The organism is Ginsengibacter hankyongi (genome assembly GCF_008710285.1).
GTDB lineage: Bacteria > Bacteroidota > Bacteroidia > Chitinophagales > Chitinophagaceae > Ginsengibacter > Ginsengibacter hankyongi.
The window spans coordinates 233,801-253,655 of sequence record NZ_VYQF01000003.1 but is presented as its reverse complement, the minus strand read 5'-3'; the positions used below and the strand labels follow the sequence as shown (position 1 = coordinate 253,655).

Sequence of the window (19,855 nt, the reverse complement as noted above, 5' to 3'; positions counted from 1 at the left end):
ATTTAATGAGAGATTAACTGGTAACGAACTTATATAAGGAATGAAGTTATTTTTTCAGAATTAATTCGAAAACTCATAATTGATTGTTTTCTTTGCCTGCTCTTATACAGGATTTTAGGCATTATGCTTTTAATACTTTTTAATGAAATCCAGCATCTTGTGGAAAGTCTAATTAAATATTACTCTTTATATTATAAGGAGGGAAGCTGTAGCAGTGCAACAATCAGGATAACTAAAGTAGAAAATATTTATGTCACTCGCAAGTGATCTCTAATATTTTTATTTAATAAGCACGGAAATATTTATTATAACACATTTCGGCCTCCGTGGGTGTTCCACTCTTTCGCAAGCTCACCATCAATTTAATGTTTGTAAGTCCTTAGTTACACTTGGCCGCCGTGGCGGAAACTAAGGACAGCACAAGTAACTGTTATGAGCATACCGTTATGATTAGTTACTTATTCGTTCATATAAGCCAGCCTGAAATTTTACTTTGCCGCTAAAGAAAAAGCAATAACTCAGCCTCCGTGGGATGTATCACGAATGAATAGAATAGATAGTTCTTTTCAATGCTGTATAAAAGATGGTAGTAGGCCTGCCGCATACGCTGTGCCGGGGGAGTATGCAAACTACCTGAAGGTGGTGCTGTATTAAACTTACCCGACCGGGTAAAGAATATTTTTTTTTAAAGCTGTACAATTTGGTAACTTAATGTATTATTTTTCTTTACGGATCAAGCGCTTGTACATACCCGGGAAAATAAATACTGCAAAAACAAAATTTACACGCTTACTTCTTCAGGCCTTCTTCCAACAAATAGAAAAAAAACCGAATTATATGGAAGACTTAAAAACAGAAGCTATGACCTTGCCGGCCAGCAACGGCGGCCCTATTACAACTGCAGTCAAAGACAAACCGATTGCCCATATTAAAAAACAAAGGCACCGCCACAACCACCTGGTGATAGCCATGCTTGGCACTGGCGCGGTTATCGTCTGGCTCGTGCTTTTTAGTCTCGGCATGCTCATCAACTCCGGACCTTACAGAACTGCACTCACGACTCACTTTAACCTCACCGATTTCTTAATGACGATACTTACCTACACGCCTACAAATATTGCCTTACTCTGCCTGGTATCTGCGTTCTCGGGAGGTTGCACCAGCCTGCTCGTTATTTCCAGGGCTGAAAGAGCATTGGGTCTTGATAAGCAGGACAATACTCCCAAAACCAGCTCTCACCTGTATATGAGCGAAACTCCTTTTAGCTCGATGATGCGGGGCATCGTTGTCTTTTTTGCTTTTCTTGCCGGTGTTTTTGTTACCAGTTCCAATGCCTTTACTGCCCCTACCGCACAGACCTATTTACAGGCTGCAGGGGTCGTAAGCATGCTTGCATTTGTTGTAGGTTATGATCCAACAGTATTTTGGAATCTGATAAGTATAGCAGAAAAAATAAAAGGGAAAAATGAAGGATCAGATTAATGGCCGGTTCTGGATGGAATCAAATAAGGGCAACCACTTATAACAAGTAAATATTCAACCTCCGTGGATGTTCCACTCTTTCGCAAGCTCACACCAATTTAATGTTTGTACGTCCTTAGTTACACTTGGCCGCCGTGGCGGAAACTAAGGCAGCGCAACTAACGGTTACGAGTACACTAAGTGTAGCAGGTGGTATAAGAGTTACTAACGGTCTACGCTATGTTATAAACTTTTTGAATGACATGTAAATAAAAAGGCTGCACGATTGAGCAGCCTTTTCTTCTTAGAAGTTAATAATTTATTTTATTTGTATCAATTTACCATTCACCTGCTGGTCACCTACCTTCAAAGTATAGATCAAAGTACTCTTATAGATTGAAGAAGGTATTGCATACTCTATCACCTGTCCTCTTCCTGCAAATAAATATCCCTGGTAAACGTTATGAAGTTTTTGGCCCAGGATGTCGTAAATGTCCAGGGATGCCTTACCTGAAACCGGGGATGTAATTGAGAAAGTAACTTTATCAGTAAACGGATTTGGATATGCGGAAACACTTAAATGATCCACAGGACTAATTTGCTTGTCTGATGGCGCGTTAATTGTAATTGGAGCTGTTGTTGAGGTGCAATTGCTACCTACCTTCAGGGACCCACCACTGTTAGCCTGGATAACACCGCCAATCTTCGATACAAAAGAATAATTGCATGGATCTGAAGAAAGTGTGCCGTTAATTATTGACTTAACATCGTACTTCACTGATAGAACAATTTGCGTACCTGCAGGAACACCACTTATGGTAATTCTTCCTGTTGAAGGATTGCCAGTTACTGAAGAACCTGTTGCAATTTTTGTACATCCTGAGAAAGTCCACGCATTTACCTGATCTTTCTGTACGGAAAACAATTTACTACCGCATGTAGCAGACTGTATGATATCAACCGTGAAAGTACCACCCGGAGAAGTTAAATAAGTATAATAGAAGAAGACGCCAGGTGTAGCATTTGAAATTCTTCCTTTACTGATTTTTACACAAACCATTTCAAGTTGAGTTGTACCGGATTCAAATTTTGAACACGTAGTTCCAGTATGGAAAAAATGTCCACCGCAGAATACTGGTGAAAGAATAGTTACCGCTTGGGTTGTGGTACAACTATTGGCATCTCTCACAGTAATGGTGTAGCTGCCAGCTGTAAGACCACTGAAAGTACCACTTGAGCCAAAGTTGGTTGCATCAAGGCTATAAGAATAAGGAGAAGTACCGCCGGAACCTGCTACGGTTACACTCCCAGTATTATCAGCATTGCAATCTACATTGGTTTGTGCAGTTATAGATGCACTCAATGCAGCAGCAGCTTGTGTAATGGTAACGTTCTGGGTTGTGGTACAACCGTTCGCATCTGCTACCGTAATGGTATAGTTGCCCGCAGCAAGACCGCTGAAGGAACCACTTGAACCAAAGTTGGTGCCATCTATGCTATAAGTATAAGGGGAGGTCCCACCGTACCCTGCTACAGTTACACTTCCTGTACTGTTGCCAAAGCAATCCACATTGGTTTGTGCTGTTATAGAGGCACTCAATGCAGCTGCGGGTTGGGTAATAGTTACTGCCTGGGTCGTGGTACAGCCGTTAGCATCCTTTACCGCAGTCTTATAGAAGCCTGCAGCAAGTCCGCTAAAGATGCCACTTGGATTAAAGCTGGTTCCATCAATGGTATAAGTATAAGGAGCAGTACCACCCGAACCTGCTAAGGTTACACTTCCTGTTTTGTCTCCGAAGCAGGCCACATTGGTTTGAGCAGTTATGGAAGCACTGGGTGCAGCGGATTGTGTAATGGTAACATCCTGGGTTGTAGTACAACCGTTAGCATCTTTTACCGTAATGGTATAGTCGCCAGCAGCAAGCTTACCGAACATGCTACTTGAACCAAAGTGAGTTCCATCTATACTGTAAGTATAAGGAGCTGTACCTCCGGCACCTGCCACGGTTACACTTCCTGTTCCTTCGCCAAAGCAAATATTGGTTTGTTCAGTTATAGAAGCACTTAAGGCAGCAGTTGGTTGTGTGATCGTTACCGCCTGTGTTGTGGTACAGCCATTAGCATCTTTTACCGTAATGGTATAGTCGCCTGCAGCAAGTCCGCTGAAGGTGCCACTAGAACCAAAGTTGGTTCCATCAATGCTATAAGAATAAGGAGAAGCGCCGCCGGACCCTGCTACAGTTACACTTCCTGTACTGCTACCATAACACGCCATGGTCTGTGCTGTTATGGAAGAACTCAATGCAGTAGCAGGTTGTGTGATCGTAACTGATAAAGGTGCAGTGGAACAACCATTGGCATCTGTAACTCTTACATTATATGTTCCTGCCGCCAAACCGGTTTGATCTTCCGCATCTGGATCAACCAGAAGGACTAATGGAGAAGACCACCAACTATAGGTATAAGGTGGGGTTCCCCCGGATGCTGTTATATTGATAGCACCGGTAGATTCACCAAAACAGGTATTTTTCTGCGAAGTCAATACGACTGCTATTGCAGATGCAGGTTGGGTAACAGTAGTGTCCTTAGTAATAGTACAATTTTTTGAATCAGTTATTGTTACTGTATATGTGCCGGCTACCAAACCGGTAAGATCCTGGTTAGTAGATTGGCCGGATGGAACAACTCCGCCATTGCTCCCAACCCATGAGTAGGAATAAGGGCCAGTTCCCCCGGTTGGCGAAAGGTCTATTGCACCTGTATGGGCTCCAAAGCATTTTACATTCGTGACTACAAAGCTGCCGTTCACACCAGAGTTAATTACTATGGAAGGTAAGGTCCCGCATTGAGGAGCAATCAGCGAAGAATCCAGGGGACAGGTACTATTTGACCACGCTAAATATAAATTAGTGATCTGCAAATTATCACCACAGGTATAGGTAATATTACCAAAAGATAAACTTGTTCTTGGCAGAGGACTAATAGGGCCATTGCAACCTTTTATAGGTGTTGAAGATTTTAGGGTATTCGTAGTCCCGTCAAATATCTGCAGTGTACCCCAGAAAGCAAACGAGGTTCGTGGGAGGAGCGTATTATTTTGGATTGATAACGTTAACGTTCTCGTTATTTCAGTTCCTGGCGTACAAGTATTACAGGCATCTCCACCCGTAAGAGTTGCGGCTACCAACTGGAAATCAGTGGATATGCAGGAACCTGCGGGAGGAAACTGAGCTTTTACTGAAAATATAGACATGTTTGATATAACAAACATCATCATCAAAAACAAAAATTGTTTTCTTTCTTCACCGAAAAGTTTAATTCGTGCCATGTTGTTGGTTTTATAAAATTATTATTTGAAAAGTTAGATTCTATACTGGTTCATGCATAGAATAAAATAGATATATAATCCTTATTGTTTCTGAAAGCCACAAATGGTCTTTTTTGTTGCTAAACCCTGTATTCAAAAAAATGGTTATTTGAAAGAATATCTGGATTATGACATTAACTTAACACATCAATGATTGGTTTTTTTATGGCATCATGAAGTAACCCTGTGGTATTCAGAGAAAGTGGTGAGAGGCAGAGTTATCAAAGTAAGGTATAACCTCCGGTAATGGATAATAAATGGTTTCAATAACGAATATTGAAAATTACATTTGGGATAATAAACTAAATAAAATTAACCATTGGTAGCAGGAGGTAATAGTTTGGAAGGAGTTGAATTGTATGTAATAAATCGTATGTAAAATGAATAAAAATTTGTCATATTTACAAAAAAAAATCAATATTTCTTTCTTCCAGGCCTTGTCACTTGAGCCTCCGTGGGTGTTCCACTCTTTCGCAAGTTCACATCAACCTCTCGTAAGAGCCGCCGAGCCGCCAAGGTCTGGTCTCATATCTTTGTATAACGATAAAAGATTTGCTTTACGTTATATTTATCAGAATACAATTTATGGAAGTATTGCAGCAACCTGCGCCGTTGGTCTAAACACGCAGTTTGCAATGTACAGTCGGAGGCAAGTCTGCAATACTCAGCCTCCGCGGGTGTTCCACTCTTTCGCAAGCTCACCATCAATTTAATGTTTGTAAGTCCTTAGTTACACTTGGCCGCCGTGGCGGAAACTAAGGACAGCGCAACTAACGGTTATGAGCACATCGATATGATTAGTTACTTATTCGCCCATATAAGCCAGCCTGAAATTTACTTTGCTGCTAAATAAAAAGCAATAACTTTATCGCTGTAATAGCTTGCTAATGATTGCTCTTCAGGCTGTTCACAATTAATAAATCAATTCTTATAATACCTCTAAAAAAATTCGAATGAAAAAAGTAACTCTTTCACTTCTCTTTGTAATTATCGTATTTGCTCTCCAGTTAAATATTGCATTTGCCCAACCACAGCAGGAAAATAAGATGGGGAAAACATCGGATGTATTATTGCCAACACCGCCTATGGGCTGGAATAGCTGGAACCACTTTCACAGAAATATTAATGAGAAGCTGATTATGGGGGAAGCCGATGCGATGGTTGCATCGGGCATGAAAGACGCAGGATATGAATATGTTAACCTTGATGATTGCTGGATGGCGCTTCAGCGGGATAAAGATGGTAATCTCCAGTCTGACCCTGAAAGATTTCCACATGGAATAAAATATCTTTCAGATTATGTACATAAAAAAGGGCTTAAGTTAGGCGTTTATTCCTCTGCCGGTACTAAAACCTGCGCAGGCTGGCCTGCAAGCCTCGACCATGAACAAGCAGATGCAAAAATGTTTGCGAAATGGGGCGTTGACTATTTAAAATATGATAATTGTAATAATGAAGGCAGACCAGCAATATCCCGTTATACAAAAATGAAAAATGCATTAGATGCATCGGGCAGGCAAATCGTTTTTAGCATTTGCGAATGGGGAAGTAACAATCCGTGGCAATGGGCGCCCACTCTTGGAGGCCTTTGGCGCACAACCGGCGATATTTCTGACAACTGGAACAGCATGATTCAAATACTTGATGAGCAGGTGGGCTTAAATACCTTTGCCAGCAAAGGCCATTGGAACGATCCGGACATGCTGGAAGTAGGCAATGGAGGAATGACAAATACGGAATACGTTACTCATTTCAGCCTTTGGTGCATTCTCGCTGCTCCGCTAATAACCGGGAATGACCTGCGGAATATGTCCGACAATACGCATGATATTCTCACTAATAAAGAAGTAATAGCAATAGACCAGGACCCTGCAGCAAAGGAAGGATATAAATTAACAAGCAATGGCGACAGGGAAGTATGGGTGAAGCCATTAGCAGATGGCAGCTGGGCCGTATTGCTTCTTAACCGCGGCGACCAAGGGTGTTTTATGACGATGAAAATACAGGACCTGGATATTAAAAAGGCCGGCACTTATACCGTTAGAAATCTTTGGAGCCATAAAGAAGAACAGCGTGCAGATGGTCTTGTAAGGGCTGACGTTGCTCCGCATGGAGTACAAATGTTTAAAGTTACAGCACAGAATTAAAAATTATGGTACCTAATAGTGAGTTGTTGAGAGATTGACGTAACGTACTTGTGTTTTACTCACTCTACTCACTATTCAGCGACATATTACTCTTAACTTAATTCCCTTATACATTAGCTATGCTTAAAAATATTTGCGTCTCTGCAGCTCTTTGCTTAATTACACTTGGTTCCTGCCATACTGCAAAAATGACTGAGGGAAAAATTATCAATGAAGATATTGAATGGTCGCACACGTGGATAACAGGAACAAATAAAACTGACCTCCCGCATGTACTCATCATTGGCGACTCACATGTTGAAGGCTATTATCCTTCGGTAGAAAAGGCATTAGATGGCATCGCCTATCCATGCAAGTTTACCACTTCCAAAAGCATGGGTGATCCCATATTGCTTGAGCAATTGGAGGAAGTGCTTAAACATTACCATTTTGATGTTATTAGCTTTAATAACGGGCTTCATGGCCGCGGCTACACTGCAGAAGAGTACGCAGCAGTTATTCCTGGCGTTTATAAATTACTGTCCAAATACGGCAATCCTAAAATTCAATGGGTAAATACAACCGCGGAAAGAGACCATCTTAATCTCCAGATCACAGATGCTTTTAATGCTAACGTTGTAAAGCGCAATCAATATGTGGAAGCTTTTGCAGGCAAAAAAAATATACCGGTCATCGATAACTATTCTTTATCCATTGCCCATCCTGAATTTTATAGAAGTGACGGGGTGCATTTTATACCCGAAGGCATCGCTGCGGAAAGCAATAATGTAACGCAGGGTATTTTAATGTTATTGAAAAAGTGAAGTTAGTGTTTCGTCTTTCTGTTTACGTGGTTACTTTTTCATATAACCTTTTACATTAGTTTTTTGAAGAACAATAGCGGGAAATTCTTTATTAAATATTCCCATATTTTACTAATGAGTTTATTTATATGCATAAATTTAACAGCCAAAATGGAAAGCAACATGGCCTCATTGAAATTGAATTTTTGTTATAGATTTAATGTTTGTAAGTCCTTAGTTATGTTTGTCCGTGGTGGCGGGAACTAAGGACAGCTCAACTAACGGTTACGAGCACGCTAAGTGTAGCTGGGGAGTTCGATTTATCGTTGGTTAACCAGGACTGGGTACCTGTTAACATAATCAATCATTCCCGTACAAGTTCAAAATCGGGGAAGCTTTCAGGATTCATACTCTTTTTTACAATTTTATACTCAAACCTACTGCTATCAAAGATTTGAACTGTAATGCAGGGGAATCATGATTGGGCCCAAAAAGCTTCACGTCATCATCATAAATTAAATTAAGACCGAGGCTGGCTGTAAGTATTTTAGAAACTTTGGCGACAAACATATTGTTCATCATTATGTCTACATTTTGCGGATTATGCCCATAATTTGAAAACAAATCGAGCCTGCCATTGTAACTGATGGTTTTATTCACATCGGTTATATAAGATATACTTGCAAAAGCGCCTATTTCATTCCTGATTTTTTTCCCGGGTGTTACACCATATAAACCTTTCGCCGACAAACTATCATTTTTCACTATTGTCCATCGCGAAGTCAATGGAGATACAAAAATGGATAATCCTTTCACAGGTTTATAATCCAATCCAAGGCTTAATAAAACATAACCGGGCGCCAGAAAATCGGATAAAAGGTCCTTTGTGCCATCGTTATTATACTTGTATCCCTTTGAAAATTGTGAATGGAAATTAAATAATGCCGCCACATCTAATTTGGGGCTTAGTGCATATCCCACTTTTGATAATAGGTCAATACGATCATCATTTTTCCTGGTTCCGAGACTGGTAGTGTTTATCATACCATAATTTAAATCGAGGGTATTATCCCAGCTATATTTGTCTTTTTTATAAAATGCGTAGAGGCCGAGATAAGAAGCAATAGATAAAGAAAAATCATCTCCACCTGCCGCCCAATTGCTTTGACTGCCCTGGCCAAAATTCAGATTAAATAAGCCGCCGGTTTTCCAGGTTTTACCGCTGTCAATTTTCTCTTTTTTAATTTCTTTGGTGGCACTAGCGCTCATGTCTTTTACCGATTGATCCTGTCCATAACTGTTCATGCACATGACAACAGGCACAATAACCGTGATCAGAAAACTAATACCCTTGGAATAATTTGTTCTCATTGTAAAACAGGTTTAAAGTTATCAATATTAATAAGCCCAAAATAATCGCAAGTTATTGGATTGGGCAGAAAGAAGTAAACCTAAATTAGTTCTAGGAAGTCAAAAACAGCGATATAAATAATTTGCAGCTGCCGCCCCGTTTTTTTTCTTAATAAACGGGAAGTCGGATTTATCCCGAAGCCTTCAGCTCATCCCTTATTTCCATCAAAAGTTGATCAGTAGAAGAGGGCGCAACGGGTTAATTATTTCAGTAGGAACAAAATTTCTTCATCATTACAACCCTGTAGCAGCAGGCTTATGCGAATATCCGGAAGATTATAAATATTCGCCGATAAAGTTTTATGCCACCGGAGAAGATGGGTTTGCATTTCTAACACATTAGATGGCGTTTGATAATGATGGCATGGGTTCAAAAAAAATAAGCTGGAAGATATTGTCAGAAATGCATGCGCCAAAAGTGGGGAACAAATTATTTTTTTACTTTCTCATACCTGGAGAGGGAGAGGAGCGTTGCCAGCGGCAAACTCATCCGATGTATTATAATGACCATTATCATAATTGACTATGTGCTAAGTCAGCTACCCGGCATGAGGCGCATTGTAAATTTAAAATTAGGAAAGTATTAAAAATGATTATTCCGCCAAAAGTTGCCTACTCTAACATATATGATTAGACGAAATAAATTTTTCAGTTACAAACACAGCTGCCATATGAAATGAAACGCCGGTAATTAATTATTGGAACCCTTTCGAACCGGAAACATGAAACAGTTTCTCTCTTGTGTAAAAAAAGAATTCAGGCACATTTTGCGTGACATGCAGACGCTCCTTATCCTGCTGGGCATGCCGGTGGTACTTATTCTCATCTTTGGATTTGCACTTACAACTGAAGTAAAGAACTCAAAGTTTGCTGTACTCGATTTTTCAAAAGATGCCAGCACCAGAGCCATTGTGAATGAACTGGATGCCAGCCGGTACTTTGACCAGGTAGCTGAACTGCACACACAAGGGGAAGTGGAAAAGATGTTTCATACAGGAAAAGCAAGGATGGTGATTATTTTTCCTCCTTCTTTCGCCAGCGACCTGCAACACGTAAATAAAGCACCGGTACAAATTATTGCAGATGCTTCCGATCCAAATGTGGCAACTACGCTCACCGGCTATGCCTCTAACATTATTATGGATTACCTGGACCGGTACAAGCAAAATAGAAAACTGCCTTTCACCATTCATACACAGGTACGCATGTTGTACAATCCACAGCTGAAAGGCACTTACAACTTTGTTCCCGGTGTCATTTCCATGGTGCTTATGTTGGTATGTACTATGATGACTGCCATAACAGTTGTTCGCGAGAAAGAGACAGGTACTATGGAAGTACTGCTTGTATCACCGGTATCACCTGTAAAACTGGTGCTTGCCAAGGCTGTTCCTTATGCGCTTATTTCTTTTATAAATATCATCAGCATTTTATTATTAAGTGTATATATACTTGAGGTACCCATACACGGAAATCTTCTGTTACTTCTAAGTGAAAGTATTTTATTTACGCTTACCTGCCTGTCTTTTGGCCTGCTTATTTCCACGGCTACTAATTCGCAGCAAATGTCTATGTTCATTTCCCTGACAGGCTTGTTCTTACCAACATTAATGCTTAGCGGCTTCTTATTCCCGATTGAAAACATGCCAGTGATCCTGCAACTTATATCCAACATTGTACCGGCCCGCTGGTATTACCAGATCGTTCGTGCCGTAATGATCGAAGGACTTCCCTTTAGCGCTGTATGGAAAGAAACGCTCATTTTATCTGGCATGACAGTGTTGCTGCTGTTTGCTGCATTAAAGAACTTTAAAATTCGCCTTGCATGAGAACACTGATGTTTTTATTGCAGAAGGAGTTCAGGCAGATATTTCGTGACCCGGCGATACTACGCGTGATATTTGTGGTACCATTGTTACAATTGTTGTTACTGCCATGGACTGCCGACTATGAAGTACGTAATGTACGACTGGCCGTTGTAGATAATGACCATGGCACCTATGCTCGCCAGTTGGTGGCTAAGATTACTTCCTCAGGTTATTTTAAACTGGATCATTACAGTAATTCTTACAATAAGGCTTTTACTGAAATTGAAAAAAACAAGGCAGACATCGTTTTAGAAATACCACATAATTTCCAAAGGGATCTCATACGTAATAATGAATCTACTTTGTTCATTGCCGCAAATGCCATCAACGCGGTGAAAGCAGGCCTTGGAAGCTCGTACCTGCAAAGCATTATCCGGGATTTTAACCAGGAAGTTCGTGACGAATGGATACAAACGCCAAGGCTAAGTCCCGAGATCACCATCGATATACGCGCTGCCAATTGGTATAACCCGCTTATGAATTACAAATACTTTATGGTGCCGGGTATATTGGTGATGCTGGTAACAATAGTAGGTTCTTTTCTTACTTCCATGAATATTGTAAAAGAAAAAGAGAAGGGCACCATCGAGCAGATCAATGCAACCCCTGTAAAAAAATACCATTTCATACTCGGTAAGCTCATCCCCTTTTGGGTAATCGGCCTGCTTATTTTAGCCATAGGTTTTATCATTGCCTGGATGTTGTATGGAATTGTTCCGGTGGGTAGCTTGTTTACTATTTATATTTTTGCTGCAGTTTACCTGATGGCAATTTTAGGCTACGGTTTGCTGATATCTACTTTTGCTTCTTCACAACAGCAGGCGATGCTGGTCACGTTTTTCATCTTTATGGTGTTTGTGCTCCTGGCTGGTTTGTTCACTCCCATTGACAGTATGCCTTTGTGGGCACAGTGGTTTACACGCATTAACCCGATAACTTATTTTGTGGAAGTAATGCGCCTGGTAGTGTTAAAGGGCGGCAGTATATCCGACATTGCTCCGCTCATATTTAAGGTGCTGATATTTGCAGTAGTTTTAAACACCTGGGCTGTTTTGAGTTACCGGAAGAGAAGTTGAATTGGCTGTAGCTGCACTCCTTCGGGTTACCAGGCCGGCCAATATCTGCAAAATTTTGTTGTCGGATTTTTTTTATTGTTATTTTACACTTATATAACGGAGTACCTTACACGCAATAGAAAATAACAGAACTTATTTTTTATTATCAACGAATCCTGTTTGCCCTCGTACTTAACTTTTTTGATAAAATATAACTAAACAACTAACCGAAGCAGTAATTGTGCAATGGTGTCGAATTGTATGGGCTGGGAGAGGGGGAGGTGGGGGATTGCGGAAGGGAGATAAAAAGTTATAAAAAAGGGCTTGGATGGAAATCCATGCCCGTATTATATTCCAATATCCTATGAAAAACCATATGCAATAATAGCACCTATATTTTTGTTGCAAACTGACGACGGTTATTCTTTAATATGATTAATATCACCCAGGGAAGTTATTTATTGACACATTTATATAGTTGCGAAAAATCTAACTCTCTGCCCGGTATTCAATCTGTGCCCTGTTGGGCGTTGATTTTTTTTCCTTTGTGTTCATTCCGGTTTGTTTTCATAGAAATTATCGGCTAAAATCAGATCATTTCAAACTTGCCGGTTTTCTCACTTATATGAATACAAAAAATTATTCCTTCCTTATAATCGGAATCATTTAGGGCAAAAGGCCAGTGATTTGATACCAGTAGGTTCTTGTCGCCCATTATTGCTGTTACCCGGTTTTGCAAAACTTTAATTCCCTTATCACGTTTATCCTTGTCAGTTAGTTCTTCAAATTCTCCCCAACATATTACACTTTGCCACTTACCCATACTTTCCACATGCTCTAACTGAAAACATACTTTAGGGTTTTCGCGCATTATTCTTATTTTCATGCCTTCGAACGTTCGGCCATAAATGCAACCATCATCATAAGCATAACATATGGGAACAATGTATGTTTTATCGTTAGCGTGGCATCCAATGTGTCCTAAAAGTTGATATTTCAATAAATGCTCAATTGCCTGGTTGTTTAAATCTCCAAACATATATTTTTATTTTAATAAAGGTATTAAATTGGCTATACTCTGGTAATAAATAACACAACAAATGTGGGCGCCAAAAAACAATATTTTCACCCCGGAAAATATCAGGTGGAAGAATGTTGGTGGAGCGCCCACAACTGCGGGGTATCCCGGCACTATATGTGTTATCCAACACATTTTATTTATATCCCCTAAGAATGAAAAAAGGCCCCGGTTACTACGGCGGCCATATCCAGACTACTTATAGGAAACACGCGGCAAGCCATCACGAATACTTTCTTTTGAAATCCGATTAATATCATAATTCCTGGTGATTCGCCTCCGCTGCGCGGCCGGCGTGCCAACCAAACATTCCCGATTATATTTTAAAAATCAGGATCTTCTGACATAGGGTGAGCACAGCTCCGGGAAATAGGGGAGGTGACGTTGGTGGGGTGCAGCAAAAAGATTACAATAAAAAGGCCCAGATGGAAATCCAGGCCCGCTTTAAATCCAATATCCTATGAAAAACCGACATTAAATTAAAAAATTTTTTCGAAAAATAAAATAGGTGCAAAAATTTGAATTTATATATTTTATGATATGAAAATCTAACAAAGACAACACAGTAGATGCCGGCAGCCGAACCAAAACTAACCACATAACAGTAAGTATTTATTAAAATAATTACATTATGGCACTGTAAAGTGATGACGAATACCCGCCGGAGATGACCCATCGTTTCTCAAATTGATCAACATCATAAGTTTTGATGATTTAAGCCCATAAATCTGCTAATTCAATTTTCCTAGTTTAGGAATGCGTAATTCATAATAATTGAAAGGCTTTATAATAATGAGTAAACAACCCATGCAGAATTTGAAATTATCACAGTTAAAGTTTGAGATTGAAACCTGCAAACGGTTATTGAATTTCATTGCTGATGAAAATGTACACCTGAAGAACAGGCTTGCGGAGATTGTTAAAGACAGCTTTGAAATAGATATGTTGGGAGAAATGGAAAATTATTTAAGCAAATTTGTAGCACAGGATGAATTGATTAATTTATTAAAAAACGATATTGCAAAAATTGAAAAACGATTGTGGGCGGAAACTCATGGGGACGGTGAAATTGTGAAAGACATTGATCCCCCTTTAAGGCTGCTCCAATCTAACATCTTAAAGACAGAAGGGTTGTTTTTAACATTATGCTTCGATTTCAATAATTTCCTTGTAGCAGTATAATGGATTTTAAATAACTCATAAACTCCGGGGGAAACGTGCCCCATGTGCTGAGAATGTTTCAATACACAAATCCTCTTCGTGGCCATGTCGTACAACGCCTTAAATAATCAGGGAGCGCTGTCCCTTCCAATCGGGGTAGCTGGAATATAAATAGAAAAGATCATGATTTACATCATGTAGATGATTACCTCCAAATCATCGTTTTTGGTACTTTGGAAGATTAGCTTAGCATTGAACCAAATTTCTTTAAAACTTAATTTATGAAGATATATTTATTCGGTGTCTTTTTTTGCATATCAGGTGTTACCCTCAGCAATAGCACCCAGGCTTTTTCCATTATTTATCCGGGATCAGTAACATCTTCAATCAAAGACGGGAAAAATCTGAAAGTGAGCGAGTTTATCATACTGTCACCGAAAGATTACAGTAAGATCACTGGCAAAAAACTGAATCTATCTGAAAGGATTTCATTTTCAATCATGAAATTAAGAATGAAACATGTACTTAAAAACAATCCAAATATGACCGTGAGTGAATGCATGGCTGCCCATAAAAAGCCAGGAAAAGGATGGTGGATTTTGATAGGTGCAGTTGCAGGTTTATTATTAATAATGATATTGTTTTCAATCGAGTAGGGTCATTAATAAGTTAATGGCCGGGTTTTATCCGATAATAATTGTATCAACCCCTGGTATCTGGATTGCGTTTTCAAAACCGCCAGTCTCCTTTTGATGTTCCTTTTAAATTTTCCCGACGAGGAAAGGTGGTTGATTAACCAAACAATTTATTCTCTATTTTTGCGCACGCCTATGTGTTAGAATTTAATAAAATCATTAAAGAATATTATTTTCATTCATTGAATTAGCCTTCTGGTATTTTTCTAAAACTAACGATGCAACTTATGAACGGTTTTGACTCCTCAATTATTGGTTATCTGAATAAATTTGCTCAAACATCCAAATCGTTTGATGCCTTTATGGTATTTATTGTAGATAATAGTTTTATAAAGGCTGTTATTCTAGTCTGCATCCTCTGGTTTTTTTGGTTTCAAAAAAGCAGCAAATTAACGGGCAATCGTAAAGGTGTAATTGTAACTATATTTTCTTGTTTAGTGGCAATAGCCGTTGGAAGGTTATTGTGTGTATTATTGCCTTTCCGGGCACGGCCTATCATTAATCCTGCAATAAATTTTGTAAAGCCTTTTGGCACCAGCGCATTAAGTTTAGGCACCTGGAGCTCCTTTCCAAGTGATAATGCTGTTATGTTTTTTTCATTAGCTACGGGCATTTTTCTTATTTCCAGGAAATTAGGAATCTTAACTTATCTGTATGTATTATTTGTTATTTGTTTTCCAAGAGTTTATTTAGGGTATCATTTTCCAACGGATATATTAGCCGGTGCGGTTATTGGAATATTGATCACTTTTTTAATATCGGGAAATAAAATAAGCAACCCGCTCTCAAATAAGGTATTTGAATTTTCTGCAAAACATACGGGTATATTTTATTCATTAGCCTTTTTACTTACCTACGAAATTTCGAAAATGTTTATCGAGGTTCGTTTTATATGCAGTCATTTACTGGAAGTAATGCGTAGAATTGTTTGATGCATGACTGTTTTATATAAATTTCATCTTATGTTGTAGCATGAAACTTTATTGTGCATTAGCAGCACTTGATAACAGTTACCTTTGACCCGGAAGTTCAGTGGGCTTCATCCTTGAACCGGGAGTCTTGCGGTTATGCTATTACCATCGGGTACGCCGACAGCCATAGCGTAAAGCGGCACCTCTTCTTCCATGTCTATCCCTAACACTTTACACATATCAGCGTCAAAGAATCCGCCTATATTCATTGAGCCCAGCTGGCAGGCGATGCTCATTAAATTCATATTTTGAAATGCATGTCCCGCCTCAAATAATATATACCTGTACCCACGATCAAAATACTTTTTCATCGTTCTTTCAATTACAGATGTGGCCACTATTATGAGGGGCGCTGCAGCAACATAAGGCTGGTGCATAAAAAGATTTTCAAGAAAAGATTTCGGGAGATTAACTATTTTCACGATTTCGAGTAGGCCTGGCGTTATAACGTAGTGGTATATCCCAGGTTCAAGGCCTGCGACGTTTGTCACCAGCAGGTACAGTTCGAGGGGATACAAGCCACCCCCTGAAGGAACCGTTCGCCAGATGAATTCATTTTCGCCCAATATAATGGTACTGCATTTTCCATATCCTGCAAAGAGGATGTTTGCCACATCTTGCAGCTGCACTGGTTCATTTGTAAACCTGCGACAGGAATATCTCTCACTAACCAGATCAGCGAATTGTACTGAAGGGATTTTTACGAGGGGTAACAACACCGTCGGTGCACTGAGGTACTCTTTATAAGATTCCTGCAGGCTTTGGGCATCTTGCAGCTGTAATGTATTGAGTTCAGAGCGGCAGGTGCCGCGGTGAAAGATCCATGCTTCGGGGTATTTTTCTCTAAACATGATTTAATTTTTTTTACGCTATAGGGTGTGGGCTCCTGGTTAAGAATTCATTGGCACTTTTACTTTCTGTAAAAAATCCTGACTTTACGGGAAAATCAAAAAGCCTTCTCCCGCCCAGCCTTATATTTTTATAACCGAAGTGAATGGGTTGAAAGCCCGGAATAATAACCCTTGCAGTATATAATCCTAATTTTTCCATATCAGGAGGAGTAAGGTTACAATAGATAAGATCTACATTTTGAGCCTTGCAAAAATCAATGAGCGCATGTAGTTTTTCTGAACTGGTTTTCTCTTCTTCCGTGTCCCATTCGTAAACGGTAAAGGGTAAACGAAAAAGGAATTCGAATGCATTAAGCTTATCAGGCACTGCGTACAGGAGGTCATGATCTTCGAGTTCTTCTACATTGTTTGGGTCTTCCAATAATTTGTTGAGACGTTCTATTACCACAGGGTTTCTTATTTTTTGTTTAAATGCAGGCCTTACCTGGCCCACTTCAAGCAATGCCTGCCGGGCAGCTGCTGCAGCTGAAAAATTACAGCCCAAACCAACCACTACAGAGGGGCCGTTACCCTCAAGCTGCACGCCAATGCCCGCAAAAATGTGACAAGGCGTATCCGTTGGCAATTCAAATAAACGCAATTCAACTCCGCGTCGCCGATAGGCTTCAAACAATTCTTTCACGTCCCGCGCCGGGTGTTGTGCAGGATCTATTCGTTTGCATGGTAACTTATTATGCCATGTGATCATGAAAGCATCTCTTTCAATTACTTCTTCTGCTGCGGACAAAACCGCATTGAGCATTGATGAGCCCGCCGCAAGCCCGTTGGAAGTTGCCTGGCATAAAAATTCCTTTTTATTTTGTATGTTATAATTTAATACAGCCGATTGTGCCGGAACGTATATGGGTTTATTGTTGACCAGAGACCAGGCGTCTATCCAGCCAATTTCTGCATTTGGATCGAAAGGTGAGAACACAATGTTGTCGTACTGTTGCGGTAAATACAACACCAATTCCTTAGGGTCAAGAGCTTCATTTATAAGATATGTAAAGCTGTTATACTTTATTTCATACGGAAAATAAACAGCGCCCGAATATCTTTCTACGGCTTCTCCCACTGCGCTTATCTTTGCGCTTTTTATATCTGAGCCTTTGCCGGAGCAACTTAATTTTTGATGCTGTTCTTTTGGCAAAAAGCAATGATTGGAAATTTCGGACATATATACCAGGGGCAGGCTTGGCTCTGAAATATCTTTGGGTACCACATCAAGTTTTTTTATGATGCCCACATGAGGACTCACCAAATCTTCCATAAACTTACCTAGTTGGGAAGGCTCATGCTGTTGTATTAATTCACTTGCAGAATAGTGCCGCCTGCTAAACTTTTTTTTTTGGCAAACCGGGCAGTCGGGTTTTTGAAATAGGTTGTGAAAACTGCTTTCAAAATTGAGTGTATCAAATTCAAGTATTTTGTCAGAGAGAGATAATTGGCCGATGGAAAAAAAATATTTCAACACTTCACCAGATAAAACAGAGGCCATAAAATTGATTGCCCCGGGCAACAAGCTCCTGCTTACGAGCGATGGCTTTTTTTGCATGTTTAAAAATTCTTCATATAGCATTGCCTCTTCAAAATCCGGCTGGGCGGCTACCGCCCGCATCTTATAACACATGTAGCAGGATGTTTTTCCGGGAATAACAAAGGGCCCTGCAAAACACAGGTTTCCCTTCACAGAAGCATACAAGGCTGGAATGTTCTTATTAATACATATTTCATTCACCCAATAAAATGCAGCTGCAAAGCCTGCATCAAAACAAACTACACACAGATCAGCATCCTCAATAAAATTTCCCAGAGTTTCTTTAGTAAGGGTTACCGGCCCAATTTCTACTTTTAGAGAAGGCGTAGTTTCGTGTAAATATTTTTGTACGGATGCCTGCCTTGAGCCACTCTTTTCATCCTTTTTTAAGAAGGGAAATATAGTGGCGTAATCGTCATCAAAAGGAAATGGATCTGCCAGTTTAAAATTGCAAAACCCGGCCTGCTGCAAAGCAAGGATAGTTTGTGTGCCATGACCCTCCAGCCCTATCACGGCTATTTTAAAATTGAGTAAAGCTTTTTCAACACCAGGGCTCCTGCTACCCGTTGCCTCTAAAAAATTATTAAAATAACGGGCATTTGTATTTTTAATTGCCGCAGAAAGGGGAACGGGAGAAGACCTTATTACGCCTGCTTTTACCAGCTGCTCAAGATTTGCTTTGAGGTCTTCTGTAGCAACGTTTTTTAACAGCGAACTCACCACTTCAATATCATTTTCTCCATCCAATAACGGTAGTATCTTTTCTACTAAAAATATGGTGGACGCTCCCTCAAGCTTTATAGAAAGTGTATCTGATTTAAAAAGAAAATTTCCGTCTTTCATATCGATAACGGAAACACCCGGAGAAAGATAATAGTATGATTTCATCATTCGAAATAGTTTCAGATAATTACTATAAAAAGTAAGCAATTGGAATTTAAAGGCAATTAAAAAACAGCTCCCAAATTGCGACGCACCATTAACCCGGGAGCCGTTTTTTCTGTTTATGCAGTTTGCTATCCTAATGAACCAAAGCGTCCTCCGCCAAGAGTAGAACCCTGGTTTAAAATGCAAGGACCACAAATGCATTCGTTGCATATTACGCAAATGCAGTGAACACAACTGATGCAATGATAACAACGATAGCATGCGAGGCAAATTGATGGCTGGCATTCATTAATACATCCGCTGATGCCCAGCTGCTGACTTACCTTTTGAAAAGTTTTTAATTCTTCGGGGTCAATATTTGCTTTGGCGCCTCCACCTACTGCCTTTAACTGGTTCTCCAGCTCAGTAATTCTGAGCTCCAGTTTTTTGATGTCTTCATCCATATTTATTGTTTTTAATAGTTAAAAAATCAAACGATAAATTATAACGAGAAGAAATTGAATTGCGAAATAATCTGCTAAACACCTCGTGATATGAAGTGG

The 19,855-nt window shown here is 39.8% G+C and carries 15 protein-coding genes; 9 read left to right on the top strand and 6 right to left on the bottom strand.

The window, feature by feature from the left end:
• Positions 1–837 precede the first annotated feature (837 nt).
• Positions 838–1,482, top strand: a complete 645-nt coding sequence (locus FW778_RS13325; RefSeq protein ID WP_150415253.1) for a hypothetical protein — start codon at positions 838–840, stop codon at positions 1,480–1,482.
• 298 nt (positions 1,483–1,780) lie between these two features.
• Here the strand turns inward: FW778_RS13325 and FW778_RS13320 are convergent, their stop codons facing one another.
• Entirely contained in the window at positions 1,781–4,789 is a 3,009-nt protein-coding gene (locus tag FW778_RS13320) for a hypothetical protein (protein WP_150415252.1), read from the bottom strand.
• A 992-nt stretch (positions 4,790–5,781) separates the two neighbouring features.
• Here FW778_RS13320 and FW778_RS13315 point away from each other — a divergent pair.
• Both FW778_RS13315 and FW778_RS13310 read left to right on the top strand, forming a co-directional pair.
• The gene (locus FW778_RS13315) at positions 5,782–6,975 is read left to right on the top strand and encodes a glycoside hydrolase family 27 protein (RefSeq protein ID WP_202552234.1); all 1,194 of its coding nucleotides are present in this window, start codon (positions 5,782–5,784) and stop codon (positions 6,973–6,975) included.
• Between the two features lie 119 nt (positions 6,976–7,094).
• Complete coding sequence (locus FW778_RS13310; protein WP_150415251.1) at positions 7,095–7,778, top strand: SGNH/GDSL hydrolase family protein; 684 nt, start codon at positions 7,095–7,097, stop codon at positions 7,776–7,778.
• Positions 7,779–8,174: 396 nt separating this feature from the next.
• Here FW778_RS13310 and FW778_RS13305 read toward each other — a convergent pair whose 3' ends face one another.
• On the bottom strand, positions 8,175–9,128 hold the full coding sequence (locus tag FW778_RS13305) for a DUF3078 domain-containing protein (protein WP_235906252.1): 954 nt from the start codon (positions 9,126–9,128) through the stop codon (positions 8,175–8,177).
• A 211-nt stretch (positions 9,129–9,339) separates the two neighbouring features.
• Between FW778_RS13305 and FW778_RS23145 the strand changes: the two genes are divergently transcribed.
• The 3 genes from FW778_RS23145 (at position 9,340) to FW778_RS13295 (ending at position 12,111) form a co-directional block, all read left to right on the top strand.
• Complete coding sequence (locus FW778_RS23145) at positions 9,340–9,510, top strand: hypothetical protein (RefSeq protein WP_202552233.1); 171 nt, start codon at positions 9,340–9,342, stop codon at positions 9,508–9,510.
• A gap of 379 nt (positions 9,511–9,889) precedes the next feature.
• Entirely contained in the window at positions 9,890–10,996 is a 1,107-nt protein-coding gene (locus tag FW778_RS13300) for an ABC transporter permease (RefSeq protein ID WP_150415250.1), read from the top strand.
• Positions 10,993–12,111, top strand: coding sequence for an ABC transporter permease (locus FW778_RS13295; RefSeq protein ID WP_150415249.1), 1,119 nt, complete (start codon positions 10,993–10,995; stop codon positions 12,109–12,111). The genes FW778_RS13300 and FW778_RS13295 overlap by 4 nt, the downstream gene beginning before the upstream one ends.
• A 568-nt stretch (positions 12,112–12,679) precedes the next feature.
• On the opposite strand, the gene FW778_RS13290 is transcribed toward FW778_RS13295, so the two are convergent.
• Entirely contained in the window at positions 12,680–13,129 is a 450-nt protein-coding gene (locus FW778_RS13290; protein ID WP_150415248.1) for a pyridoxamine 5'-phosphate oxidase family protein, read from the bottom strand.
• A gap of 831 nt (positions 13,130–13,960) precedes the next feature.
• On the opposite strand from FW778_RS13290, the gene FW778_RS13285 reads away from it, so the two are divergent.
• The 3 genes from FW778_RS13285 (at position 13,961) to FW778_RS13275 (ending at position 15,956) form a co-directional block, all read left to right on the top strand.
• Complete coding sequence (locus tag FW778_RS13285; RefSeq protein ID WP_150415247.1) at positions 13,961–14,350, top strand: bromodomain-containing protein; 390 nt, start codon at positions 13,961–13,963, stop codon at positions 14,348–14,350.
• A gap of 260 nt (positions 14,351–14,610) precedes the next feature.
• On the top strand, positions 14,611–14,985 hold the full coding sequence (locus FW778_RS13280; RefSeq protein ID WP_150415246.1) for a hypothetical protein: 375 nt from the start codon (positions 14,611–14,613) through the stop codon (positions 14,983–14,985).
• Positions 14,986–15,242: 257 nt separating this feature from the next.
• Positions 15,243–15,956 carry a phosphatase PAP2 family protein gene (locus tag FW778_RS13275; RefSeq protein WP_150415245.1) on the top strand — a complete coding sequence of 238 codons (714 nt, stop codon included), beginning with the start codon at positions 15,243–15,245 and terminating at the stop codon, positions 15,954–15,956.
• A gap of 107 nt (positions 15,957–16,063) precedes the next feature.
• Here the strand turns inward: FW778_RS13275 and FW778_RS13270 are convergent, their stop codons facing one another.
• From FW778_RS13270 to FW778_RS23140, 3 genes are all read right to left on the bottom strand, one after another.
• Positions 16,064–16,846, bottom strand: a complete 783-nt coding sequence (locus FW778_RS13270) for a SagB/ThcOx family dehydrogenase (protein WP_150415244.1) — start codon at positions 16,844–16,846, stop codon at positions 16,064–16,066.
• 13 nt (positions 16,847–16,859) lie between these two features.
• Positions 16,860–19,316: a TOMM precursor leader peptide-binding protein gene (locus FW778_RS13265; RefSeq protein WP_202552232.1), complete on the bottom strand. Its 2,457-nt coding sequence runs from the start codon at positions 19,314–19,316 to the stop codon at positions 16,860–16,862.
• A gap of 125 nt (positions 19,317–19,441) precedes the next feature.
• The gene (locus tag FW778_RS23140) at positions 19,442–19,756 is read right to left on the bottom strand and encodes a hypothetical protein (protein ID WP_202552231.1); all 315 of its coding nucleotides are present in this window, start codon (positions 19,754–19,756) and stop codon (positions 19,442–19,444) included.
• Positions 19,757–19,855 lie beyond the last annotated feature (99 nt).